Here is a 25,608-nt window from a genome sequence, read left to right on the forward strand (position 1 = left end):
TGACAGGGCGGGAGTGCCAGACGCTCGCAGGGCTTAGTGCACGTCGAAGCTTGGCGATGAAGGAGCGGCGCTCGCCACCCTCCCCTGGAGGGGCTCCCCCCAGGGGAAGGTAAGTACAGCCAGCGTCTTCGCGCATGACGGGCGGGGCGAGCTCGGCTAGACTACCCCTTACAAAAACAAGACGAATTGTCCGGGAGGACAGGCGTGCATCAGGGACGTGTCGTTTACGGCGCGATCGAGGAGGTCGTGTTCGGCCATCCGGCGGCTGAGGCCATTGTTGCGCAGATGGACCGGCTGGGGACGCGCCGCGCCTTCCTGATGGTCTCGGGCACACTCAACCGGCAGACGGACGAAATCGCGAAGATCGTACAAGCGCTGGGTCCGCGCCGCGGCGGCCTGTTCGATGCGATGCCCGCGCACACGCCGCGCGAGGCGGTGATCGCTGCCACCAATGCCGCCCGCGAGGCCCGCGCCGATTTGATCGTCACCGTGGGCGGCGGCTCGATCACCGACGGCGCCAAGGCGGTGCAGCTTTGCCTCGCCAATGGCATCGACGAAATCGGCGGCATCGACCGCATCCGCGTGCACAAAGGCGTCGCGCCGGAGATGACCGCGCCGACGGTGCGCCAGATCAGCGTGCCGACCACGATTGCCGGCGGCGAGTTCTCATCCATCGCAGGCGTCACCGACCGCAGCACGCATGTGAAGCAGATGCTGCGGCATCCGCTCACCGTGCCGCGCGCGACCATCCTCGATCCCGCCATCACCGTGCACACGCCGGAATGGCTGTTTCTCTCCACCGGCGTCCGCGCCATCGACCATTGCGTCGAGGCGATCTGCTCGCGCGAAACGCACCCTTATGCCGACGCGCAATCGGTGAAGGGCCTCGCCATGCTCGCCGACGCGCTGCCGCGGGTGAAGGCCGGCCCTGCCGATCTCGATGCGCGAATGGATGCACAGATCGGCACCTGGCTGTCGATGGGCGCGCTTGCGGCCGGCGTGCCGATGGGGGCGAGCCACGGCATCGGCTATGTGCTGGGTGCGGCCTTCGACGTGCCGCACGGCTACACCTCCTGCATCATGCTGCCGGCGGTGATGCGCTGGAATGCGAGCGCCAATGCCGAACGCCAGATGATCGTCGCCGCCGCCATGGGTTTTCCCGGCCACGATGCCGCCGACGTGCTCGATGCCTTTATCCGCTCGCTCGGCATGCCGCGCAGCCTCGCCGATGCCCGCGTCTCGCCGGAACATTTCGACGCTATCGCCGAACAGGCAATGCGCACGAACTGGATCCCGCGTAACCCGCGCAAGATCGAGAGCCCGGCGCAAGTGCGAGAAATCCTGCTTCTCGCCGCATGATTCTAAGCCCGGAGGACTGATGTACCCAGGTCTGCATGCCCGCCTGCGCCCGCTGCAACCCGCCTTCATCATGGCCGCGACCGGCGAGGCCGTCACCTATCGCGAGCTCGATGCGCGCAGCAACCGGCTTGCGCATCTGTTTCGCAAGCACGGCTTAAAGCGGCTCGATCACTACTCGATCTTCATGGAGAACAATTCCCGCTATCTCGAAGCCTGCAGCGCGGGCGAGCGGTCAGGGCTGTATTACACCTGCATCAATTCATTCCTCACGCCGGGCGAGCTCGCTTACCTCCTCGTCAACAGCCAGTCGAAGATCTTGATCACGTCGGTGGCAAAACTCGACATCGCGCGCGAGGCGATCCAGGCTTGCCCCGAGATCAAGCTCTGCATCGTCGCCGACGGTCCCGGCGAGAGCGACCGCATCGTTGGATTGGCGGACGTCACCGCCGACCTGCCGAAGACACCGATCCCTGATGAATGGCTTGGCACGGCGATGCTCTACTCCTCCGGCACGACCGGCCGACCGAAGGGCATCTTGCGGCCGCTGCCGGAAGAACCGCCGAAGCACAATCTGCCGCTGTTCGAATTCCTGACCAAACTTTGGCGCTACCGCGAGGGCATGGTCTATCTGTCGCCGGCGCCGCTCTATCACTCGGCGCCGCAGGCCGCGGTCAATCTTACGATCCGCATGGGCGGCACCGTGGTCATCATGGAGACATTCGATCCAGAGCGCTATCTCCAGCTCGTGCAACAATGGGGCATCACCCACAGCCAGCTGGTGCCGACGATGTTTTCACGGATGCTGAAGCTCCCGGAGGAAGTGCGCAGCCGCTACGATTTGTCATCGCTCGAGATCGCGATCCATGCTGCCGCGCCCTGCCCTGCGCTGGTCAAGGACGACATCATCAAATGGTGGGGACCGATCATCCACGAATATTACGGCGCGACCGAAGGCCTCGGCTTCACCGCCTGCAACAGCGAGGAATGGCTCAGCCATCGCGGCACCGTCGGCAAGGTGCTGCTCGGCGACCTCCACATTCTCGACGAGAACATGCAGCCGTGCCCGACCGGCATACCCGGCCAGGTCTGGTTCAAGACGGGATCGCCGTTCGAATATTTCAACGACCCGGAGAAGACCAAGGAAGCGCGCTCGCCCGACGGCAGCATGAGCACGGTCGGCGATGTCGGCTATGTCGACCACGACCGTTTCCTCTATCTCACCGATCGCGCCACCTTCATGATCATCTCAGGTGGTGTGAACATCTATCCGCAGGAATGCGAGAATCTGCTGATTACCCATCCGAAGGTCGCGGACGCCGCCGTGTTCGGTGTGCCCAATCCCGACCTCGGCGAGGAGGTGAAGGCCGTGGTGCAGCCGATGCCGGGTGTGATGCCAGGCGATGCGCTCGCCGAGGAATTGATCGCCTTCTGCGGGGCATCGTTGTCGCGGCAGAAGGTGCCGCGCTCGGTCGATTTCGAGAACGAATTGCCGCGGCTGCCGACGGGGAAACTCTACAAGCGGCTGCTGCGGGACCGGTATTGGGGCAACAAGACGTCACGGATCGTGTGACCGAAGGAACTTCGCTCACATCGTGAGAGAACACCCCGCGACCTTTCGTCATCCGAATTGTCGAGACAGCACGCGCCCTTGCCGGTTGCCTCCCTCCACGCGCGTCGGCTATCGTCCGGTCAAACAGGCCACAAATGGCCCAAAAGACTAATGTCCAGGGAGGACCGAGGATGCGGAGCGTGTGGGCGCTCGCCGCGACGGCGGCGCTATCTTTGCTGGCGTTTTCGACCGCAACGTTCGCAGGTGAGCCCAAACAGGGCGGTATCCTGCGGATGTATCACCGCGACAGCCCGGCGAACGCGTCGATCCTCGAGGGAGCGACCTACTCGGTCAACGTGCCCTTCATGGGGGTGTTCAACAATCTCGTCATCTATGATCAGCACATCGCGCAGAACAGTCCTGATACCCTCAGGCCCGAGCTGGCCGAAAGCTGGTCGTGGAGCAGCGACAACAAGAAACTGACGTTCAAACTCCGCCAGGGCGTCAAATGGCATGACGGCAAGCCGTTCACGTCGGCCGACGTGAAGTGCACGTTCGATCTCCTGATGGGCAAATCGCAGCAGAAGCTGCGGCAGAATCCGCGCAAGACCTGGTACACCGAAGTCAACGACGTCACGCCCAACGGCGATCTCGAGGTCTCCTTCGACCTGAAGCGGCCGCAACCTTCGCTGCTGGCGATGCTCGCTTCCGGCTATACGCCGATCTATCCCTGTCACGTCTCTCCGGCGGACATGCGCACCCATCCGATCGGGACCGGCCCGTTCAAATTCGTCGAGTTCAAGGCCAATGAGTCGATCAAGCTGACCCGCAATCCTGACTATTGGCGGAAGGGCCGGCCCTATCTCGACGGCATCGAGTACACGATCATCACGAACCGCTCGACTGCGATTCTCGCCTTTGTCGCCAGCAAGTTCGACATGACCTTCCCGACGCACATCACAATCCCACTCCTGAAGGATATCAAATCGCAGGCGCCGAACGCGGTCTGCGTCGTTGAGCCGACCAACGTCTCGACCAATATCATCGTCAATTCGGCCTCCCCGCCGTTCGACAACATCGATATCCGCCGGGCGATGGCGATGGCGCTCGACCGCAGGGCCTTCGTCGACATCCTGTTCGAAGGCCAGGCCGACATCGGCGGCACCATGCTGCCGCCGCCGCAGGGCATCTGGGGCATGCCCAAGGACAAGCTTGAAACCATTCCGGGCTACGGCCAGGACGTGAACGCGAACCGGGAGGAAGCGAAGAAGCTGATGCAGAAGGCGGGCTACGGCCCCGACAAGCATCTCGCGGTGAAGGTTTCGACGCGCAATCTCGCGGAATATCGCGATCCCGCGGTGATCCTGATCGACCAGCTCAAGAGCATCTATATCGACGGCGAGCTCGACGTCGTGGAAACCGCGAATTGGTTCCCGAAAGTCGCGCGCAAGGACTACATGCTCGGCCTCAATCTGACCGGCAACTCCGTCGACGATCCCGACCAGTCCTTCTACGAGAACTATTCCTGCGGCTCGGAACGGAACTACACCAACTACTGCAACAAGGAAATCGAGAAGCTGTTCGACTTACAGTCGCAGGAGATCGACACCAACAAGCGCAAGCAACTGGTCTGGGACATCGACAAGAAGCTGCAGGAGGATGTCGCCCGTCCGATCATTTTCCATGCGCGGGCCGGCAGCTGCTGGCAGCCCTATGTCAAGGGGATCACGATCATGTCGAACAGCTCCTATAACGGCTTTCGCTATGAGGACGTGTGGCTCGACAAGTAGCACGCCAGGCTGAGGAGATTTTTTTGAGCATGATCTTGTCGGAAAACCGCCACGCACTTTGCGCTAACGCGGCCCTCCGGGTCCGGATCATGCTCTAGCGGCTCGCGGAGGGCGAAAGATGTTTGCCTATCTGGTGCGACGCCTGTTCCTGATGCTCGTGACCCTGTTCGGGATCTCGGTCGTCATCTTCTTCCTGCTGCGCATCGTGCCCGGCAACATCGTCGACATCCTGTTCGCGGCAGCCGGTTATGTCGATCCCGCCGACGAGGTCGATCTCGAGAAGCAGCTCGGCATCGATCAGCCGCTGGTGATGCAGTATCTGCACTGGATCAGCGGCCTGCTGCACGGCGATCTCGGTTACTCCTACGTGTCGGAGAAGCCGGCGCTGCAGGAGATTTTGCCGCGGATCCCAATCACGGCGCGGCTCGCTGGGCTAGCGCTGCTGTTCTCGGCGTCGATCGGCATTCCGCTCGGGGTCATCAGCGCGGTCAAGCAGGGCACCCGGCTCGACTACGCGCTGCGCGTGGTGAGCTTGAGCGGATTGTCGCTGCCCTCGTTCTGGCTCGGCCTGCTGATCCTCACCGCGTCGGTTGCGATGTTCGGCCAGATCCCGATCTTCAATCCCAATCCGGCGACGTGGCTCGAGGCGTTTGCGACCTATGCCGTGCCGGCCGCCGCCGTCGGCTTCCGCAGCGCGGCGCTGACCATGCGCATCACGCGGTCCTCGATGCTGGAAGTGCTGCGGCAGGATTACATCCGCACCGCGCGCGCCAAGGGCGCTTCCGATGCCGCCGTAAACTATCACCACGCGCTGAAGAACGCGATCCTGCCCGTCATCACCGTGATCGGCATCGAGGCGGCGTTCCTGATCGGCGGCCTGATCGTCACCGAGACCGTGTTCAACATCCCCGGCGTCGCGCGCTTCCTGGTCGAGGCGATCCGCTGGCGCGATTATCCGATCGTGCAGAACCTCGTGATGCTGATTGCGGTGGTGGTGGTGAGCGCGAATTTCATCGTCGACATGCTCTACGCCGTGTTCGATCCACGCATCCGGTATACGGACTAGGAGAGGCGCTTGGCCGCAATCGACTTTGACGTTGAGCTGAGGCGGGCCGGGGCGCATGCCACCGGCGGCTGGCGGCGCGTGCTGTTTATGGCGCAACGGCACGTGCTGGGTGCGGCCGGACTCGTCATCATGACGCTGTTCGTGCTGACGGCGATCTTTGCCGACTTCATCGCGCGCTATGATCCGCTGAGCGTCGATTCCGCACACGCACTGATGCGGCCGAGCCTGGCGCACTGGATGGGCACGGACTCGTTCGGCCGTGACGTGTTCAGCCGCATCATCCACGGCGCACGGATTTCGCTCGCGGTCGGCATCGGCTCGACCGCGCTCGGCGGCTCGATCGGCGTGATCGTCGGCCTCACCTCGGGCTATCTCTCCGGCTGGGTCGATCTCGTTTTCCAGCGTGTCTCCGACATCTTGCAGGCGCTGCCGCTGCTGGTGCTGGCCCTGATCATGACCGCCGCACTCGGCCCGTCGCTGCCGAACGTGATCCTCGCGATTGCCATTCCGCTGATCCCGACCGTCTCGCGCGTCACCCGCGCCAACACACTGGCGCTGCGCGAGCAGCCGTTCGTGGAAGCGGCGAAATCGATCGGCATGAGCGAGGTGCGCATAGCGCTACGACATGTGCTGCCGAACACGCTGGCACCACTGATCGTGCTCGCCACGGCCCAGCTCGGCTCGACCATCCTCACCGAAGCGTCGCTCTCCTTTCTCGGTCTCGGCATTCCCGAGCCTTATCCGTCATGGGGCCGTATGCTTTCCGAGTCCGCCGCCGAATATGTCCGCACCGCGCCATGGCTGGTGATCTTCCCGGGCATCGCCATCAGCCTCGCCGTGTTTGGCGCCAATCTGTTCGGCGACGCGCTCCGCGACATCCTCGATCCCCGGCAGCGCGGCTGATGACTGACACCTCCGATCTCGTGCTCGAAGTGAAGAACCTGAAAACGGTGTTCTTCACGAATTCCGGCCTGTTCAAAGCGGTCGACGACGTCTCCTTCACCGTGAACCGCGGCGAGACGCTCGCCATCGTCGGTGAATCCGGCTGCGGCAAGAGCGTCACCGCGCTGTCACTGATGCGGCTGGTGCCGGATCCGCCGGGTCGCATCGTCGGCGGCTCGGTCACGCTCGAAGGCACCGATCTGCTGGCGCTTGACGAAGCGGAGATGCGCAAGATCCGGGGCAATCGCATCTCCATGATCTTTCAGGAGCCGATGACCTCGCTCAATCCGGTGATGCGGATCGGCGACCAGATCGTCGAGGCGGTGCGGCTGCACCGGAGCTTATCGACAAGGGAGGCACGAGACATCGCAGTCGAAATGCTGCGGCTGGTGCGCATCCCCGAGCCGCCGCGGCGCGCGCGCGAATATCCACACCAGCTCTCCGGCGGGATGCGCCAGCGCGCGATGATCGCGATGGCGCTGGCGTGCCGGCCGGCGCTGCTGATCGCGGACGAACCGACCACCGCGCTCGACGTCACCATCCAGGCCCAGATCCTGGCGCTGATCCTCGATCTTCAGAAGGAGCTGGGCACCGGCCTTGTCCTGATCACGCATGATCTCGGCGTCGTCGCGCAGACCGCGCAGCGGGTGATCGTGATGTATGCGGGACGGAAGGTCGAAGAAGCCAGCGTCGAGGCGCTGTTCGCGTCGCCAAAACACCCTTACACGCGAGGACTGATGGCCTCGATCCCCGCCGTGCCCACATCCGGCGTCGCTGCACAGGAGCGGCTGAACGAAATTCCCGGCACGGTGCCGTCGCTGGTGCGGTTGCCGAAGGGCTGCGCGTTCGCGCCGCGCTGCCCGCTCGCAATCAAGCGCTGCGAGGAATATCCGCCGCTTGCGGACTGGGGCGGCGGCCATCTCGCCGCCTGCTGGCGCGCGGCTGAAGTCGCGGAGGTGGCATGACCGAGGCGCTGCTCGAAGTCACCGATCTCAAAAAGCACTATCCGGTGCGCGCCGGCGTGCTGCGCCGGCAGGTGGGCACCGTGCATTCGGTCGACGGCGTCTCGTTTTCGCTCGGTGCGGGCGAGACGCTTGGCCTTGTCGGTGAATCCGGCTGTGGCAAGTCGACGGTGGCGCGCAGCGTGCTACGGCTGGTCGAGCCGACCTCGGGCCGGATCTGCCTCGACGGTGAGGACATCACGCATCTGTCCAAGTCGGCGCTACGGCCATATCGCCGTTCGATGCAGATCGTGTTCCAGGATCCCTTTGCCTCGCTTAATCCGCGCATGACGGCGGGCGATATCGTTGGCGAGCCGATCGCGGTCCATGGACTCGCGACCGGCAAGGCGCTGGAGGCGCGCGTCGCAAAACTGTTCGAGCAGGTCGGCTTGCGGCCCGACCAGATGCGCAATTTCCCGCATCAATTCTCCGGTGGCCAGCGCCAGCGCATCTGCATCGCGCGGGCGCTTGCGCTGGAGCCGCGCCTGATCGTCTGCGACGAGCCGGTGTCCGCGCTCGATGTCTCGATCCAGGCGCAGGTGATCAATCTGCTGATCGACCTGCAACGGCAGCACGGCTTCTCATATCTCTTCATCGCGCACGACCTCGCCGTGGTCGCGCATATCAGCCACCGCGTCGCCGTGATGTATCTCGGCCGCATCGTCGAGATCGCCGACAAGGACGAGCTGTTCCGAAACCCCCGCCATCCCTACACGCAGGCCCTGCTTGCCTCGGTGCCGATCGCCAATCCGCTGGCGAAGAAGCTCGCGCCGCTGGTCGACGGCGACGTGCCGAGCCCGGTCAATCCGCCGCCCGGCTGCGCGTTTCACACCCGCTGCCGGTTTGCGATGGAGCGATGCAAGACCGAGCGGCCGATGCTGTTGGATGCGGGCGACGGGCACCAGGTGGCGTGCTTGTTGAACGAGGGGACGGGGCGAGCCTCCTAACGTCGTCATGGCGAAAGCCAAGACCCATTACCCCAGGGAGAAGTTGCGGCGCGACCCGGTAGCCTCATAGGACACAATAACAAGCAGCGGTGGTAATGGGTCCTGGATCTGCGCTCGCTCCGCTCGCATGTCCAGGACGACATCAGGTGGCCCCGATCTCGGCCACGATCCTGCCGGTCGTGACCTGCTCGCCCTCGGCGACGTCGATCGCCGAAACCACGCCGTCGATCCCGGCCTTGTGGACGTGCTCCATCTTCATCGCTTCCAGCGTCATCACCGGCTGACCGGCAATGACCCGGTCGCCCGGCTTGACCAAAACAGCGACGACGCGGCCGTTCATGGCGGCGCGGACTTTGCCGTCGCCGCCGTTGCTTGCGGCGGCCTTCGGCGCGGCAAGGGTGAGATCAGTCACCGCGAGCGGGATGCCGCGGTGCTGGAGATAGAGCCGATCGCCGTCGCGCAGGAATTTTGCGCTGTCCATCACGTCGTCGTGCCGGAAGCGGATGGCGTCGGGATCAAGTTGCTCGATCTCGAACCTGTCCTGGCGGCCGTCGGTGGCGACGATGTAGCTGCCGTCGCGCTCACGGGTGACGTCGAGCTCGTGCGTGTGGCCTGCGATTTCGATTTTCGTAGGCAGAGGGAACGTTGCCGACAGGCTCCGGCCGCTCCGCCACGTCGGCGCGCGCGAATTTGAGACGTAGAGCAACAGACCGGCCAACGCTGTGTCGAATGCGGCATCGGGGCGCGGTGCCAGCAGTTCGTCGCGATGCGCACCGATGAACGCCGTTGTCGCCTCCCCCCTGGCAAAGCCGGGATGGCGCAGGCACGACATCAGGAACGCCTGGTTCGTGGTCACGCCAAGCGCCGTGAGCTGCTCCAATCCAAAGATCAACCGCCCTCTCGCCTCTTCGCGCGTCACGCCATGGCTGATCACCTTGGCAATCATGGAATCGTAGAACGGCGGAATCTCCGAGCCTGATTGCAGCGCGTGCTCGACGCGGATGCCATCAGGCACATGCCAGCGCGCCATGTGGCCGGACTGCGGCATGAAATCGTGCGCAGCATCTTCCGAGCAGAGCCGCACCTCGATGGCGTGACCAGAGAACTTGACGTCCTGTTGCTTCACCGGCAATGGCTCGCCGCGCGCGACGCGCAGCTGCAGCTCGACGAGATCGAGCCCGGTGATCGCCTCGGTGACGGGATGCTCGACCTGGAGACGCGTGTTCATCTCCATGAAGTAGAATTCGCCGCTTTGATCGAGCAGAAATTCCAGTGTACCGGCGCCCTCGTAACGCAACGCCTTCACTGCGGCGACGGCGACCTCGCCCATTTTTGCGCGGAGCTCCGGCGTGACTGCCGGCGATGGCGCCTCCTCGATCAGCTTCTGGTGCCGCCGCTGCACCGAGCAATCGCGCTCACCGAGATGGATGGCATTGCCATGGCCGTCACCGAACACCTGGATCTCGATGTGTCGGGGGTTCTGAATAGCGCGTTCGAGAATGACAGTGGGGTCGCCGAACGCCGCCTTCGCTTCCGACCGCGCGCTGCGCAGGGCATCGGGGAACGATGCGGCGTCGGTCACGAGCCGCATGCCGCGGCCGCCGCCACCGGCAACCGCCTTGATCATCACGGGGAAGCCGGTCTTTTCGGCTTCCGCAAGCATCACGTCATCGCCCTGCTCGGTACCTTGGTAGCCGGGAACGCAGGGAACGCCGGCTTTCTTCATGATCTCCTTGGCGCCGGCTTTGTTGCCCATCGCCTCGATCGCCTGCGGCGATGGGCCGATGAAAACGATGCCAGCATCCTTGCAGGCCTGCGCGAACTCTTCATTCTCGGCGAGGAAGCCGTAGCCGGGATGCACGGCATCCGCGCCGCTTGCCTTTGCCGCCGCGATGATGGCGGGAATGTTGAGATAGGATTGCGCCGGCAAGGCTTCGCCGATCCGCACGGCCTGATCGGCTTGCCGTACATGGAGCGCCTCGCGATCGGCATCCGAATAGACCGCGACGACGCCGAGGCCGAGCTGCCGCGCACTGCGCATCACGCGCAGCGCGATCTCGCCGCGATTGGCAATCAGAATCCTATAGAACGGCCGGTGCTGCACTGATCCATTCCTCATGGGCGAGCCACCGAAAACTGCATGCGCTGGGGCGTGCGCACGTCGCCCTCGCGACAGATCGCCAGCACCTCGGAGAGGACCGCGCGGGTATCGCGCGGATCGATCACGCCGTCGTCGAGCACACGCGCGCTGGTCGAGAACACGTCCATCTGCCCGTCGAACACGTCGACGATCTGCGCCTTCATGGCGTCGAGCTTGTCCTTCTCGATCGGCTTGCCGCGGCGCGCGGCGGCGGCTTCGGTGACGATCGCCATGGTCTCGGCGGCCTGCTCGCCACCCATCACCGCGGTCTTGGCGTTGGGCCAGGAGAAGCAGAAGCGCGGATGGAAGCCGCGGCCGCACATGCCGTAATTGCCGGCGCCGAACGACGCCCCGCAATAGATGGTGATCTGCGGCACCGTCGCCGAGGTCACCGCCTGGATCATCTTCGAGCCGTGCTTGATCATGCCGGCCTCTTCATAGGCTTTGCCGACCATGTAGCCGGTGGTGTTGTTGAGATAGAGGATCGGCCTGCGGGTCTGGCAGCAGGCCTGGATGAAATGCGTCGCCTTATTGGCGCCGGCGGGATCGAGCGGACCGTTGTTCGTGATGATGCCGATGGCCTGGCACCCGATGCGGGCATGGCCGCAGACGGTGGCCGGACCATAGTTCGGCGCCATCTCCGTGAAGTCGGAATCGTCGACAATGCGCGCGATCACCTGCTTCATGTCCACGGTGCGCTTATGGTCCATCGGCATGATGCCGAGCAGCTCGTCCTGGTCGTAGCGCGGCGGCCTGAACTGCGGCTCCGCCCGGCCCGGCCGCTCCCATTCCAGCGCCGCCATGATCTCGCGTGCGATGCGCAATGCGTCACGATCGTCCTCGGCGAGATAGTCGCCAAGGCCGGAGATTTGGGTGTGCATCTCGGCGCCGCCGAGCTCTTCCTCGGTCGCGACTTCGCCGGTTGCGGCTTTCAGCAGCGGCGGCCCGGCGAGAAAGGCGCGGGTGCGGCCGCGGACCATGACGATGTAGTCGGACAGGCCGGTCTGATAGGCGCCGCCTGCCGTGGACGAGCCGTGCGTGACGGTGACGACCGGCAACCCCGCCGCCGAGAGCCGCGCGAGATTGCGAAAAATATTGCCGCCGCGGACAAAGTCCTCGACGCGGTAGCGCAGCAAATTGGCGCCGGCGCTCTCGACGAGCTGCACGTAGGGCAGCTTGTTCTCCAGCGCGAGCTCCTGCACCCGCAGCGTCTTGTCGAGGCCGTAGGGCTGCAGCGCACCGGCATCAATGCCCGAATCACTGGCGCTGACCATGCAGCGAATGCCGGAGACGAAGCCGATGCCGGCTATAACGCCGCCACCGGGCACGCTCTTGTCCGCATCCGGCACGTCGAACATGTAGCCGGCGAGCGTTGACAGCTCGATGAAGGGCGCGCCGGGATCGATCACCAGCGCGACGCGCTCACGTGGCAGCAGCTGGCCGCGCTTGTGGAAGCGATCTTTCGCTGCCGCCGACGCCGCGCGCGTGCGCTCTTCCAGGGCGCGCATGCGGTCGATCAGCGCGAGCATGCCGTCGCGGTTGGCGCGGTAGGCGGCGCTGCCGGGGGAAATGGTGCTTTCAAGAATGGACATGACTCTATCCTACCCGTCATTGCGAGGAGCGAAGCGACGAAGCAATCCAGTCTGTTTCCGCAGATGCACACTGGATTGTTTCGCTTCGCTCGCAATGACGGCTGGGGCTACATTCAGCGATTCGTCCCAAAGATCTTCCGTGCCTCGGCGGGGCTTGCGATCTCGCGGCCGACGCGCCGGGCGCAGGCGGCGATGGCCTCGATCAGCTGGCCGTTCGACGTCACCTTCTTGCCATCGGCGAGATAGAAAGCGTCCTCGAGGCCGGTGCGCAGATGACCGCCGAGCTCGGCGCAGCGCTGGTGCAGCGGCCAGATCTCTTCGCGGCCGATGGCGGTGACCTGAAAATGCGCTTCGGGGCGCTTGAGCTTGATCAGGATCGGCAGCAGGTCCGTATCGGAGGGCATGCCGGACGCCACGCCCATGACGAAATTGTACTCCAGCGGGCCCTTGTACATGCCGACCTGGTGATACATGCCGACGCAGCGCACGATGCCGACGTCGAAACATTCGAACTCGGGGATGGTACCGACCGCGTTCATGACGTCGAGATAGTCCTTCACCTTCTCGACCGCGTTGTCGAACATCATCGGCGGCCAGGCCCAGCTGTTGTCGGCTTTCACCTTCAGATAATTCAGCGAGCCGGCGTTGCAGGCGGCGATCTCCGGCCTGGTCTCGCGGATGCAATCCAGCGCGCCGGAGTAGTTCGGCCCAGACACACCGGAGGTGTGGTTAATGATGACGCCGGGGCAGGCTTCGCGGATCGCCTGCTGGATCTCCTTGCTGACACTGACTTCCCAGGACGGCAGATGCCCCTTGTTCGGCGCCTGCTGGCGCAGATGGATGTGCATGATGGACGCGCCCGCATCGAACGCAGCCTTGGCCTCGCGCGCCATCTGCTCGGGCGTAACCGGAACGTTGTGCTGCTTCGGGTCGGTGAGCACGCCGTTCAGCGCGCAGGTGATGACGGCCTTGTCGCTCATACCACTCATGTCTCGCACGTTGAGAATTCAACGCCTGCAATCATGTGATGCGCGACATGCGGCTTCTTGCGCGGAGAAGCTGGAAAACGAGATGCCGTAGGGTGGGTTAGCGTAGCGTAACCCACCACTGTCTATTTCCGCGAAGACCAAAGAGGTGGGTTACGCTGCGCTAACCCACCCTACGAGAGCGATATCAGCTCGCTTCCGCCAGTCGCACGGTCTCGGTGCTGCGATAGATCGCGAGATCCCGCGAGCCGACGAAGATCGCGCGCGGCTTCAATCCGTAGAAGCGCCGGATCGAATGGCTGAAATGCGTGCTATCGGGATAGCCGATATCCTGCGCGAGATGAGCGAGATTGAGGTCCTGGTTGGCGAAGTGCAGCAGATGCCGCGCGCGCTTCCAGGCGCGGAAGGAGCGGAACGAGATGCCGGTCTCTTCCTTGAACAGATGCAGGAAGCGCGAGGCTGAAAGACCAGCTTCGGCCGCACAGGTATCTGCGGTGACGGGCTCGCCGGAAAAACGCTCGATGCGAGCGACCGCGCGCGTCACGCGCGGGTCGAGCACGCGGCGCGGCAGCGCCTCGCCAAAACACATCTCGTCGAACTCGGCGGTGGTGATGTCGTTATAGCGGCGCTGGCGCAGCAGCGCGTAGGCCGCGAGGATTTTTCGGGCATAGACGGCCCGATCAGGTCCCGTCAGCCGCTGGGCCAAGGCCTCGATCACGCCATCCCGCATGCTTTCTGGCTCGAGCGTGACACTGATTGCAGTGCGATAGTCGCTGGCAATGGAATGCCGCTGGTTCGGCAGGGTGACGAACAGTTCGGCGGTGGCGAGGACGTCGTCGATGGTAAGATGCAGGTTGCCTTTCACGGCGACATAGACGTGACAGCAACCTGGGGTCCGCTTGCGGGGCCTGCCGAGCAAGCCGGCATAGAAGACCCGTTCCGGCGTGATCAACATCAGATGGTCGGATTCGCGACCCTTATCTTCCATTGGGTATCCTCCTCGCGCGGCTCTTTGGCCGCTGCGGACGGGGCAACCTTAGCGGAAATTGGGGCGCTGTCACGACGCGATAGCGCTGTCATGGAACACGGATCGTCTTTCCGGGGCGATCCGCAGGATCGAACCCGGAATCCAGAGATTGCGGCGCGAGATTCCAGGTTCGATGCCTCGCGTCGCCCCGGAATGGCAGCCTCCCTTACGCCCTCTCGCGCGGCGCAATATTCTGCTCGGCGCCGGCCTTCTGCTCCGCGGCAACCGCGCGCTTGAAGCCGTCGCGCTGCTGCAAGCGGGCCCAATAGGCCGCGACATTGGGCCCGAAGTCCTTGGCGAGACCGATATTGCTGGCGAGCCGGAGCGCGTAACCAATGACGATGTCAGCGGCGGTGAAACGGCCGGCGCACAAGACCTCAGTATTGGCGGTCGCAGCCTCCACGGCGCGCAGCCGCCCCAGGAACCACTTGGCGTAGTCGGTGGCGACCTGCGGATTGCGGCGCTCCTCCGGCTCGAGCTGGGTGTAGCGGAGCACCAGCGTTTGCGGGAAGGTTAACGTCGCGTCGCTGAAATACATCCAGTTCAGGAAGGCGCCATAGGCGGGATCCTCTTGGCCGACCATCAACGGCGTCGGGCCGTACTTGACGCCGAGATAGTGGCAGATGCCGGAGGACTCCGTCATCCTGGTCTCGCCGTCGACCATGAAGGGAATCGTGCCCAACGGATTGAGCGCGAGATATTCCTTGGCGAAGACACGCGGCGGGAACGGCAGCATCTTCAGCTCATACGGCAGCCCCATCTCCTCCAGCATCCAGAGCGGGCGGAACGAGCGCGCGGCATCGCAGTGATAGAGCGTGATCATCAGGACTTTCCTTTAGAGGATGATCGGAAAAGTGTGCAGCGGTTTTCCGAAGAGATTCTGCAAGCTCCGACGGATTTCGTCGTGATCGACGGTAAACGGCATTTTGCTTCCTATCATTCCGGGGCGACGGGCAGCGTCGAACCCGGAATCTTGACATTATAGGACTCATCTCTGGATTCCGGGTTCGCAGCTCACGCCGTGTCCCGGAACGAAGGTTTAGTTCACAACCCCATCTGCCGCGACGCCAGATCCTTCATGATCTCCTCGGTGCCGCCGCCGATGGCGTTGACCTTGACCTCGCGGTAGATGCGTTCGGCCTTGATGCCGCGCATGAAGCCGGCGCCGCCAAAAATCTGCACGGCTTCCGAGGCGCAGAACGCCATGGTCTGCGTCGCCTGGTTCTTCATCATGCAGATTTCGGCGACCGGGCTTTCGCCCTGCTCCAGCCGCCAGGCCAGCATCTCCAGCATCGCTTGCGAGGCTGCGACCTTCTGCGCCATGTCGACGATCTTGTGGCGGATCACCTGGTGCTGGGCAAGCGGTTTGCCAAAGGTCTTGCGCTCCTTGGCGTAGGCGACCGCTTCGTCGAGACAAACGCGCGCGAAGGCGGTGCAGCCGGCCGCCATGCCCATGCGCTCGCTGTTGAAATTCTGCATGATGATCTTGAAACCCTGGCCCTCCTCGCCGATCAGGTTTTCAGCCGGCACGCGGCAATCGTCGAAATGCAGCGTTGCAGTGTCGGAGGCCCACCAACCCATCTTCTTCAGCTTGGTGCGCGACAGGCCGGGCGTATCGCCCTCGATCAGGAGCAGGCTGACACCGCCGGCGCCCTCGCCTCCGGTACGCACCGCAACGGTCAGATAGTCCGCGCGCACACCCGAGGTGATGAAGGTTTTTTCTCCGCTCACGACGTAGTGATTGCCGTCGCGCCGCGCCCGGGTGCGCAGGTTTGCGACATCAGAGCCGGCGCCCGGCTCGGTGATGGCGAGCGCGGAGATCTTGTCGCCGGAAAGCACCTGCGGCAATACGCGGGCCTTCACCTCGGGGCGCGCGGCGCGTGCGATCGGTGGCGAGCCGATGGTGTGGCTCATCAGGCTGGCGCTGATGCCGCCGGCCCCGGCGCGCGCCAGCTCCTGGCTGGCCACGATCTTCATGAACTGGTCGGCGGCGATCCCGCCATATTCCTCGGGAAATCCGAGCGCCAACAGGCCGATCTCGGCCGCCTTGCGATAGAGCGCGCGCGGAAATTCGCCGGCCTCGTCCCACTCATGGGCGAACGGTGCGATCTCCTTGTCGACGAAGCGGCGCATCACGTCGCGGAAAGCGTCGTGCTCGGCGGTATAGAACGGGCTCTTCATTGCGATTCGCTTTCGACAACTCCTGCCGGTCCACCATTGCCGGAACACCGGCAGTTCACTTGCGCAGAGTGGCTGGCTTCGGGGAGCCGCTTGGAGCAGTCCTGATCTAGCAACTCAACGCAAGACGATTTTCGCCTGTCGCAGGCCAACTCCAAATCAAAAAGGCTGCTGCACAAACTCCGGCTGGCCTCCCAGGGCCATGCCGGGCATGGTGCACAGCAATAAAATTCAGGCGGCGCGAGACCGCCGAGGGAGGGATTGTTGGCCGTTCGTTATTACGACTGGATCGCTCATCATGCACGCCGCGCGCCTGGCAAGGTTGCGGCCATCGACCTCGCGAGCGAGCGCCGCTTCACTTATGCGCAGCTCGACGCCCGCCAAGCCCTGATCAAAGCGCCCTCTCGCGGGCGCTTTTTGTTTTCCACCTGCCTGCTCTCACCCAGAAGAACCGCAAGGAATTTTCATGAACAAGAAGCTCTCCCTGCTTGCCGCAGCAACCGCGTTGTCACTGCTCACGACCCAGGGCGCTTCTGCCCAAAAGGCCTACGACACCGGCGTCACCGACACCGAGATCAAGATCGGCAATGTCGAGGCCTATTCGGGACCTGCTTCCGCCTACGGCGTCATCGGCAAGACCGAGGAAGCCTATTTCAAGATGATCAACGATCAGGGCGGCATCAACGGCCGCAAGATCAACTGGATCTCCTATGACGACGGCTACTCGCCGCCGAAGACGGTGGAACAGATCCGTAAGCTGATCGAAAGCGACGAGGTCTTCCTGGTGTTCAACGCGCTGGGTACGCCGACCCAGACCGCCGTGCAGAAATATCACAACTCCAAGAAGGTGCCGCAGCTCTTCCTCGCCACCGGCGCCAGCAAGTGGAACGACCCGCACAACTTCCCCTGGACCATGGGCTTCCAGCCGAGCTACCGGGTCGAGGCACGGATCTTCGCAAAATACATCTTGAAGGAGAAGCCGGACGCCAAGGTCGCGATCTTCTATGCCAACGACGATTTCGGCAAAGACTACCTTGCCGGCATCAAGGACGTGTTCGGCGACAAGGCCTCGAAGCTGATCGTGGCTGAAGAAAGCTACGAGACGTCGGAGCCGTCGATCGACGCCCATATCGTCAAGCTCAAGGACACCGGCGCCGATGTCTTCGTGAATATTGCGACCCCGAAATTCGCAGCGCAGGCCATCAAGAAGATCGCCGAGCTCGGCTGGAAGCCGATGCATCTGATGAGTGACGTGTCGGTGTCGATCGGCGCAGTGATGAAGCCCGCCGGCCTCGAGGCCTCCGAAGGCGTGCTCTCGGCCGGTTACCTCAAGGACGCGTCGGATCCGCAGTGGAAGGACGATGACGGCATGAAGAAGTTCATGGTCTTTATCGAAAAGTACATGCCGGGTGCGAACATTTCGGACGCCAATCTGGTTTACGGCTACGCCGCAGCCCAGACCATGGTGCAGGTGCTGAAGCAGGCGGGCGATAATCTCACCCGCGAGAACGTGATGAAGCAGGCCGCCAGCCTGAAGGACTTCACCCCCGACACGCTGATCCCGGGGATCACGATCAACACCTCGGCCACCGACTTCGCGCCGATCGAGCAGCTCAAGATGTGGCGGTTCAAGAGCGGCCAGTGGGAGCTGTTCGGCCCCATCATCAGCGCCGAGCCGAGCGGCTAGCTTCGACGGGAGACTGCCGACACATGCGAGATAGCGGCCGCAAGGCCGCTATCTTTTTGGGCGCTCGGGCGCAAGTTCAGGCAGGCAGAAAGAGCGCAAAAGACTCGTCGACGGTACGCCGAAGGTGATCGCGATACAGCTTGTAATGCGCGTGGTCGGGCGCGATCCGGCCCACAATAGGATCGGCGATATTCCGCGCCGGCACATAGGCGATCGGTGCCGCGACGGGGGTCAGCTGCGAACCGGCGCCGGCGCGCAGCGTCGCGATGATGCCATACATCGCGCCAGACACGGTTGGCCGCGATACCGTGATCACGCGATGCTGGCCATGCTTGTTGATGACAAGATAGATGAACCCCGACTGATGCGGCACCGCAACTTCGCCGGTGTGTTCATAGGCCGCATCGGTCCGCTCGCCCTCGCGGAAGACCAGCGAGGAAAGCTTCGGCTCCCAGGCGATCTCGGTACGATAGGCGAAGATCGCATCCTTGTCGCCAAAGGACGGCCGCAGCGTGATGTAGACGTCTTCGAGCCAGGTCACCGCGCGATGCGAATAGGAGCCGAGGCTGTCGGGCGCGACATCGTTGCCGGCCGTGGGCGACGGTGCAACCGTGCTCTTGCGCAAGGACACGCCCAAGGCCTGCTCGAGCCGGACCGTGGTTGCCAGCGTGAACGGTCGGCGGCCGCCGAGCGCCTTCTCCAGCGTCGACAGGCTGAGCTTGGCCTGCTCGGCCAGCGCCTGCCGCGAAATCCGGCGCCTCGCGATCTCCTCGCGGATCGTCTCCGCGACCTCCCGGCTTTGCTCGTCCGAAAGCTGCCCGTCAGAGAGCTTGTCTTGCGTCTGCATCGTTAACCCTGCTCCACGCCGCCAGTCTAGCAGGGCGGACAAGTCAGCACAAAACCGGACATCGCCGCCAAAGGGGCGGCCCGGCAAGGCCAGCGGCGGCGGAACATTGCCGATCATTCTGCTCGCGGAATCGCCCCCTCCCGACCGATGCTCGGCGGCGTCGAACACACTTCGGGAGCAGGAAAAATGGACAATTGCGACGCAGTCGACGACAACGATCACCCTTGGCTCGGCAGACTGGTCAAGGTCGGACTGTTCCTCCTGGCGCAGGGCATTGCCGTGCTCCTGGTCAGTTTCGTGGCCCTGCTGGTGAGCTTCGCGCCGGGCTGGTCGGCGACGACCGAGCAGGCAAACCTGCTCCAGCCCGGCGATGCCAAGTCCGGCAGCCTCCTCCTGAAGGAGGACGGCGCTTACACCGAAGCCATCCGTCTCGGGGTCGATGTCGACATCACGGTATCCGGCCCGACGCTGCGCACGCGCGTCACGCAGATCTTCCGCAACCCGACCAACGACTGGGTCGAGGCCACCTATGTCTATCCGTTGGCCACCGACGGCGCCGTCGACACGCTCAAGATGGTGGTCGGCGACCGCGTCATCGTCGGCGACATCAAGGGGCGTCAGCAGGCACGCGTGATCTACGAGCAGGCGCGCCGCAACGGACAGAAAGCCGCGCTCACCGAGCAGGAGCGGCCCAACATTTTCACCAACTCGGTCGCCAATATCGGTCCCGGCGAAACCGTGCTGGTGCAGATCGAATATCAGGAGCCGGTGCATCAGTCCGGCAACGAATATTCGCTGCGCGTGCCGCTCGTGGTCGGCCCGCGCTACAATCCGGCGCCGATCGTGCAGAGCGTCGACTTTCGCAAGGACGGCTCCGGTTGGGGCGCGACCAATTCTGACCCGGTGCCCGACCGTGACCGCATCTCGCCGCCCGTGCTCGATCCTGCCAAGAATCCCCCGATCAATCCGATCAGCATCACGGTGCACCTGAAAGCCGGCTTTGCGCTTGGCGAGGTCAAGAGCCACCATCACAACGTCAAGATCGAGAGCCCGGACAACACGACGCGCGTCGTGACGCTCGCCGACGGCACCGTGCCCGCCGACCGCGACTTCGAGCTGACCTGGAAGCCGGCCGCCGAGAAGGCACCGTCGGTCGGCCTGTTCCGCGAGCATGTCGGCGATGCCGACTATTTGCTCGCGTTCGTCACGCCGCCGGCCGCCGAGCAAGCAACGCAGAAGCCGCAGCCGCGCGAAGTGGTGTTCGTGATCGACAATTCCGGCTCGATGGGCGGCACTTCGATCGAACAGGCCAAGGCGAGCTTGCTCTATGCGCTCGGCCGTCTCCAGCCGAACGATCGCTTCAACGTCATCCGTTTCGACGACACCATGGACGTGCTGTTTCCGACCTCGCTGCCGGCCGATGCCGCGCATATTGGTGAAGCGACGTCGTTCGTCAGCGCATTGCAGGCACGTGGCGGCACCGAGATGGTGCCGGCAATGCGCGCGGCGCTGACCGACAAGCTCGGTGACACCAACATGGTTCGCCAGATCGTCTTCCTCACCGACGGCGCGATCGGCAACGAGCAGCAATTGTTCGAGGCGATCACCGCGATGCGCGGCCGCTCGCGCATCTTCATGGTCGGTATCGGCTCAGCGCCCAACACCTATCTGATGACGCGGGCCTCCGAGCTCGGCCGCGGCGCCTTCACCCACATCGGCTCGGTCGAGCAGGTCGAGGAGCGCATGCGCGGCCTGTTCGCCAAGCTGGAGAACCCTGCCGTGACCGGCCTCACCGCAAAGTTCTCCGAAGCCAAGGCCGACATTACACCCGCGATCATTCCCGACATCTATCGCGACGAGCCGCTGGTGCTCGCAGCAAAGCTCGACAAGCTTGCCGGCTCGCTGGAGGTCAAGGGTCGCGTCGGTGACCGGCCGTGGTCGGTGACGCTGCCGCTGCAAAACGCCGCCGAGGGCAAAGGCCTGTCAAAACTCTGGGCCAGACGCAAGATCGGCGATGCCGAGGTGGCGCGGACGCTCCGCGAGATGGCGCCGGAGGACACGGACAAGACGATCCTGGCGCTGGCGCTCGACCATCAGATCGTCACGCGACTGACCAGCCTCGTCGCGGTCGACAAGACGCCGAGCCGTCCCGAAGGCGAGAGGCTCAAGCTCAGCGAGCTTCCGATCAACCTGCCGGCGGGCTGGGATTTCGCGAAGGTGTTCGGCGAACGACAGCAGCTGACGCCGACACAGCCGCGCGAGCGCCGCGCCGATGCAGGCCAGCCTGCGGCAAGGCGGCCGGCTCCTGTCACGCCCAATGCGATCCGCCTGCCCAAGACCGCGACTTCGGCCGCGCTGAAGATGATTGCAGGCCTGATCATGATCGTTCTCGCCCTGATCCTGTTCGTGTTCAACCGGCGTCAGCACTTGCTCACTGACGCCGCTTGAGAGAGGAGCCCCCCAACTCCTCTTGCTCAGCGCGCGCGGCTGCCCGTCCCGATACCAACGGCCGCGCGCGCCTTTTTCTTTTCGTCATTGCGAGCGCAGCAAAGCAATCCAGACTGCCTCCAAGGAAAGACTCTGGATTGCTTCGCTTCGCTCGCAATGACGATTATGGAATCAATGCCCCGCCTCATCTCGCCTCTGGTCCTGGCGCTTGTCGGAACGATGCTGTTCGGCGACGGCGCCTACATCCACGCCAAGGCGTGGCTCGCGCAGATTCTGCTGGAGCGTGCGTTCGACCGGAGCGTTGCCACCGGTCAGCCAGTCAAGCCATGGTCCTGGGCCGATACCTGGCCGGTGGCCCGGATAGAGGTGAAACGGATCGGCGCCAGCGCCATCGTACTGGAGGGCACGAGCGGCCAGGCGCTCGCTTTCGGACCCGGTCATCTCCACCAAACGGTTGATGCGGGCGAGCGCGGCGTTGCGATATATGCTGCTCATCGCGATACACATTTCCGCTTCCTGCGGGATGTCGCCATTGGTGACGTGATCGATGTCGCACGCAGCGACGGTCAACACTTTCGCTATCGCGCGGATTCCTCGGCCGTGGTCCGTTTCGATGCATCGGGCCTCGACGACGCGGCAGAAGGTTTCGCGCTTGTTCTTGCGACCTGCTGGCCATTCGACGCCGTCACCTCCGGCCCCGAGCGCTACATCCTGCATGCAACATTGATTGGCGCCGACAGATAGATCGTCCGTCGGGCCGGCGAGGCGCGGCGTCATTCATTCCATCACACGGCATGCCACCCACACGGTTGCCACTCCGAAGAACTCGCCATAGAACAGAGTGACGCGCTGCCAAAGAGAACAACAAGTGAGATCACGCCATGGAAGCCCGGGTCGCTAAAGCGCAAGTCTCTGCTGCGTCGGTTCCTGCCCGCTCATGGTCGCCGCCGCCCGATGCCAGCGACATCGTCAAGGGCATCCACGCCATGCTGCATCCGCACAACATCGTGCTGGTGGGCGCGACCGACAAGCCGGGCAACTACGCCGAGCGCATCTGGAACAATCTGGTCAGATACGGCTTCGAGGGCGGCCTCTATCCTGTCAACGCCAAGCGCGAAATCATCTGGGGCGTGCCCTGCTACAAGGATTTTGCGAGCCTCCCCGAGAAGCCTGATCACGTTTTGGTGCTGGTGCCCGCACGCTTTGCCGTGCAGGTGATCCGCGACGCCGCTGCCGCCGGCGCGCGATCCGCTACCATCGTCACCTCGGGTTTCAGCGAGTTGCAGGATGACGAGAGCCAGAAGCTCGCCGCGGAGCTGCAACAGGCCGTGCGTGAGACCGGGCTTGCCGTTACCGGCCCCAACTGCCTCGGCAATTTGAGCGCCGGCGAAAAGCTCTTCACCAACATCGACGACCGCATCGTCACCATGGAACAAGGCGCGGTGGCGATCGCCGGCCAATCCGGCGCCATCGTCATGGCAATCCGCCAGGCGCTGGAGGATCGCGGCGTCGGTGTCGGCTACATGGTGACAACAGGCAACGAGACCGGGCTCGAGACGCCCGACCTGATGCGCTATTTCGCCGAAGATCCGAGCGTCAAGGTGATCGTGGTCTATCTCGAAGGCGTGCGCAACACCAAGGCGTTTCGCGACGCCTGCAAGGCCGCGCGTGCCGCGAGCAAGCCGGTGATCGCGTTCAAGCTCGGATCATCGGAAGGCGGCCGTGCCGCCGCAATGGCGCACACCGGCGCACTGGCGGGCTCGATCGAGACGTTCGACGCGATTGCAACCCGTGAAGGCGTGATCCGCGTGGGCGGGCTCGACGAGCTGATCGAGACCACCGAATGCTTCGTCCACGCCGCCGTGCCCAAGGGCGACCGGCTCGCCGCCGTCACGCTGTCCGGCGGCAAGCGCGGCATGCTGCTCGATGCCTTCTATGCCGCAGGCCTGAATTTTGCACCTTTGAGCCCGCACGTCGGCTCCGAGCTCGCAAAAATGCTCGGGCCGGGCTCGATCGTCGGCAATCCGCTCGACGCCGGCTTTGCCGCCGTGGTCGATCCTTCCGTCTACATGAAGTCGATCAAGCTCATGATCGACGATCCCGATATCGACATCGTCATCATCGACGCCGAGTTTCCGAAAGCGCCGCACGAGCAGCGCGAGCGAAACTTGCGCATCGTCAACGAGATGGCGAGCCGGGCCTCAAAGCCGGTGATCTATATCAGCGCGATGTCGATCGGCTTCACCGACTTCACCAAGGGCCTGCGCAAATCGCTGCCGCACCTCGCGGTGATGCAGGGCATGGACCGCGCGGTGACCGCGATCAAATCGCTGGTCGCCTATGCCAGGCTGCGCAAAGAGGTACCCGACATCGTCTCGAGCTCGAAACCCGCCGCGCGCGCCGTGCTGGAGAAAGCGCTGGCGTCGGCGAGCGGCGCCGCGCTCGACGAGGTCGCCTCGAAAAAGCTGCTGAAGGCCTATGGCATTCCGGTCTCGAAGGAGGGAATTGCGCAGACGGCGGCGGACGCCGTGAAGATCGCCAAGCAGATCGGCTTTCCGGTCGTGGCCAAAGTCGTCAGCGCCGAGATCCTGCACAAGTCCGATATCGGCGGCGTGGTGCTGAACCTCAACAGCGCGGCTGAGGTGAAGAAAGCATTTTCCGACATCACCGCGCGGGTGAAGAAGCTGAAGGGCAAGCCGAAGCTCGACGGCATCCTGATCGCGCAGCAAGTCAAGGCCGAGCTCGAGCTCGTGGTCGGCGCGTCGCTCGACGCTGAGATGGGGCCGGTCGTGCTGTTCGGCACCGGCGGCATCGATATCGAGCTGATGAAGGACGTGGCGCTGGCCGGCGCGCCGCTGGACGAGGCCGAGGCGCGGCTCCTGATCGGTCGCACCAAGGCCGGCATCAAGATGCGCGGCTATCGCGGCAAGCCGGCACTGCACGAGGCCTCGGCCGTGAAGGCGCTGGTCGGCCTGTCCAACCTGATCGCGGATGCCGGCGACCGGATTGCCTCGATCGACGTCAATCCGTTCCTGATCAATGCCAAAACCGGCGTCGCGGTCGACGCGCTGATCGTGCTGAACAATGCGGCTGCGAAGCGCGCCGCTGGGCATTGATGTCGCGCAGGGCGGACAAGTCGTTAACCCGCCCTCGTTAATGTTGCAGCCATCCGGGCTCCTTCCAACTTCCCCGCTTTGGTCGTAAAATCGCACCCGTATGGCACGCGCGAGCAATCTGGTGATCGGAACGACGACGCTGGCGGTGATTGCCGTGGCGTTCGGCGGCGTGCTCGGCGTGCAGAAATGGCGCACCATCCAGAGCCGCGGCCAGTTGCGCGTGGTGTTCGAAGGCGGCTCCGCCAGCGGCCTGCGCCGCGGCGGCCCGGTCAATTTCGACGGCGTGCCCGCCGGCCAGATCCTGTCGATCAAGCTGGACAGTCCGCGCAAGGTCGTGGCGCTGGTGTCGCTCGACAACACCGCGCCGATCCGCAAGGACACCGTCGCCGGCATCGAGTTCCAGGGCCTCACCGGTGTCGCAGCGGTCTCGCTGATCGGCGGCGCACCGTCAGCGCCGCCGGTGCCGCTGGACTCGGACGGCATTCCGGTGCTGACCGCCGACCTCAGCGACGCCGAATCCATCGTCGACACGCTGCACAGCGTCGATCGCAGCATCGTCAGCAACGCACCCGCGATCAAGGACGGCCTGCGCACGTTCGAAAACCATACGGCCGATCTCAGAGGCAAGGGTGACGAGATCGACGCGGTGATGCTCAAGGTCGACAATGCATTCGCAGGATTCGACAAGGCGGTCACCAAGATCGAAGGCGTGGTCCCCGGCTTCGTCGACGGCAAGGCCGACGATCTGTTCGAAAAAATGAAGGGGCTGCACGAGCTCGCGGACACCATGAAGAAGAAATCGGCAAGCTTCCTCGAGGACACGCGCCACTCGCTGCTCGATCTCAGCGAGGCCGCCAACAAGATGAGCGGGACGCCCGCGCCTGCCGCCGCCCCGCGTCCGCCGCGCAAGCCAACGCAGCAGAAGCGGTAGAG

The 25,608-nt window shown here is 64.0% G+C and carries 19 protein-coding genes; 12 read left to right on the forward strand and 7 right to left on the reverse strand.

Features of this window, described 5'->3' with window-relative positions:
- Nucleotides 1–204: 204 nt before the first annotated feature.
- From JJC00_RS37010 to JJC00_RS37040, 7 genes are all read left to right on the forward strand, one after another.
- Nucleotides 205–1,359, forward strand: a complete 1,155-nt coding sequence (locus tag JJC00_RS37010; protein ID WP_200470635.1) for an iron-containing alcohol dehydrogenase — start codon at nucleotides 205–207, stop codon at nucleotides 1,357–1,359.
- Nucleotides 1,360–1,378: 19 nt separating this feature from the next.
- Nucleotides 1,379–2,929, forward strand: coding sequence for an AMP-binding protein (locus tag JJC00_RS37015; protein ID WP_200470636.1), 1,551 nt, complete (start codon nucleotides 1,379–1,381; stop codon nucleotides 2,927–2,929).
- A 170-nt stretch (nucleotides 2,930–3,099) separates the two neighbouring features.
- Nucleotides 3,100–4,698: an ABC transporter substrate-binding protein gene (locus JJC00_RS37020; RefSeq protein ID WP_200470637.1), complete on the forward strand. Its 1,599-nt coding sequence runs from the start codon at nucleotides 3,100–3,102 to the stop codon at nucleotides 4,696–4,698.
- A gap of 118 nt (nucleotides 4,699–4,816) precedes the next feature.
- A complete protein-coding gene (locus JJC00_RS37025) occupies nucleotides 4,817–5,764 on the forward strand; it encodes an ABC transporter permease (protein WP_200470638.1) in 948 nt (315 codons plus the stop codon).
- Nucleotides 5,765–5,773: 9 nt separating this feature from the next.
- Nucleotides 5,774–6,667, forward strand: a complete 894-nt coding sequence (locus JJC00_RS37030; protein WP_200470639.1) for an ABC transporter permease — start codon at nucleotides 5,774–5,776, stop codon at nucleotides 6,665–6,667.
- Nucleotides 6,667–7,671 (forward strand): ABC transporter ATP-binding protein, encoded by a 1,005-nt coding sequence (locus tag JJC00_RS37035; protein ID WP_200470640.1) that lies wholly within the window; start codon nucleotides 6,667–6,669, stop codon nucleotides 7,669–7,671. Before JJC00_RS37030 ends, JJC00_RS37035 begins: the two co-directional genes overlap by 1 nt.
- Nucleotides 7,668–8,654, forward strand: a complete 987-nt coding sequence (locus JJC00_RS37040) for an ABC transporter ATP-binding protein (protein ID WP_200470641.1) — start codon at nucleotides 7,668–7,670, stop codon at nucleotides 8,652–8,654. Before JJC00_RS37035 ends, JJC00_RS37040 begins: the two co-directional genes overlap by 4 nt.
- A 142-nt stretch (nucleotides 8,655–8,796) precedes the next feature.
- On the opposite strand, the gene JJC00_RS37045 is transcribed toward JJC00_RS37040, so the two are convergent.
- The 6 genes from JJC00_RS37045 to JJC00_RS37070 all read right to left on the reverse strand — a co-directional run bounded on the left by JJC00_RS37045 (nucleotide 8,797) and on the right by JJC00_RS37070 (nucleotide 16,580).
- A complete protein-coding gene (locus JJC00_RS37045; protein ID WP_200470642.1) occupies nucleotides 8,797–10,773 on the reverse strand; it encodes an acetyl-CoA carboxylase biotin carboxylase subunit in 1,977 nt (658 codons plus the stop codon).
- On the reverse strand, nucleotides 10,770–12,386 hold the full coding sequence (locus JJC00_RS37050) for an acyl-CoA carboxylase subunit beta (protein ID WP_200470643.1): 1,617 nt from the start codon (nucleotides 12,384–12,386) through the stop codon (nucleotides 10,770–10,772). The genes JJC00_RS37045 and JJC00_RS37050 overlap by 4 nt, the downstream gene beginning before the upstream one ends.
- A 113-nt stretch (nucleotides 12,387–12,499) precedes the next feature.
- Nucleotides 12,500–13,366 (reverse strand): 3-keto-5-aminohexanoate cleavage protein, encoded by an 867-nt coding sequence (locus JJC00_RS37055; RefSeq protein ID WP_200474357.1) that lies wholly within the window; start codon nucleotides 13,364–13,366, stop codon nucleotides 12,500–12,502.
- A gap of 193 nt (nucleotides 13,367–13,559) precedes the next feature.
- A complete protein-coding gene (locus tag JJC00_RS37060; protein WP_200470644.1) occupies nucleotides 13,560–14,360 on the reverse strand; it encodes an AraC family transcriptional regulator in 801 nt (266 codons plus the stop codon).
- A gap of 205 nt (nucleotides 14,361–14,565) precedes the next feature.
- The gene (locus JJC00_RS37065; protein WP_200470645.1) at nucleotides 14,566–15,222 is read right to left on the reverse strand and encodes a glutathione S-transferase family protein; all 657 of its coding nucleotides are present in this window, start codon (nucleotides 15,220–15,222) and stop codon (nucleotides 14,566–14,568) included.
- Between the two features lie 221 nt (nucleotides 15,223–15,443).
- A complete protein-coding gene (locus tag JJC00_RS37070; RefSeq protein WP_200470646.1) occupies nucleotides 15,444–16,580 on the reverse strand; it encodes an acyl-CoA dehydrogenase family protein in 1,137 nt (378 codons plus the stop codon).
- 463 nt (nucleotides 16,581–17,043) lie between these two features.
- On the opposite strand from JJC00_RS37070, the gene JJC00_RS37075 reads away from it, so the two are divergent.
- The gene (locus tag JJC00_RS37075; protein ID WP_200470647.1) at nucleotides 17,044–18,264 is read left to right on the forward strand and encodes an ABC transporter substrate-binding protein; all 1,221 of its coding nucleotides are present in this window, start codon (nucleotides 17,044–17,046) and stop codon (nucleotides 18,262–18,264) included.
- A 76-nt stretch (nucleotides 18,265–18,340) separates the two neighbouring features.
- Here the strand turns inward: JJC00_RS37075 and JJC00_RS37080 are convergent, their stop codons facing one another.
- Nucleotides 18,341–19,111, reverse strand: a complete 771-nt coding sequence (locus tag JJC00_RS37080) for a helix-turn-helix domain-containing protein (protein WP_200470648.1) — start codon at nucleotides 19,109–19,111, stop codon at nucleotides 18,341–18,343.
- 186 nt (nucleotides 19,112–19,297) lie between these two features.
- On the opposite strand from JJC00_RS37080, the gene JJC00_RS37085 reads away from it, so the two are divergent.
- From JJC00_RS37085 to JJC00_RS37100, 4 genes are all read left to right on the forward strand, one after another.
- A complete protein-coding gene (locus JJC00_RS37085; protein WP_200470649.1) occupies nucleotides 19,298–21,559 on the forward strand; it encodes a marine proteobacterial sortase target protein in 2,262 nt (753 codons plus the stop codon).
- Nucleotides 21,560–21,733: 174 nt separating this feature from the next.
- Nucleotides 21,734–22,303 carry a class GN sortase gene (locus tag JJC00_RS37090; protein ID WP_200474358.1) on the forward strand — a complete coding sequence of 190 codons (570 nt, stop codon included), beginning with the start codon at nucleotides 21,734–21,736 and terminating at the stop codon, nucleotides 22,301–22,303.
- A gap of 137 nt (nucleotides 22,304–22,440) precedes the next feature.
- The gene (locus tag JJC00_RS37095) at nucleotides 22,441–24,675 is read left to right on the forward strand and encodes an acetate--CoA ligase family protein (protein WP_200470650.1); all 2,235 of its coding nucleotides are present in this window, start codon (nucleotides 22,441–22,443) and stop codon (nucleotides 24,673–24,675) included.
- A gap of 100 nt (nucleotides 24,676–24,775) precedes the next feature.
- The gene (locus JJC00_RS37100) at nucleotides 24,776–25,606 is read left to right on the forward strand and encodes an MlaD family protein (protein ID WP_200470651.1); all 831 of its coding nucleotides are present in this window, start codon (nucleotides 24,776–24,778) and stop codon (nucleotides 25,604–25,606) included.
- Nucleotides 25,607–25,608: the final 2 nt, after the last annotated feature.

The organism is Bradyrhizobium diazoefficiens, from assembly GCF_016616885.1.
Lineage (GTDB): Bacteria > Pseudomonadota > Alphaproteobacteria > Rhizobiales > Xanthobacteraceae > Bradyrhizobium > Bradyrhizobium diazoefficiens_F.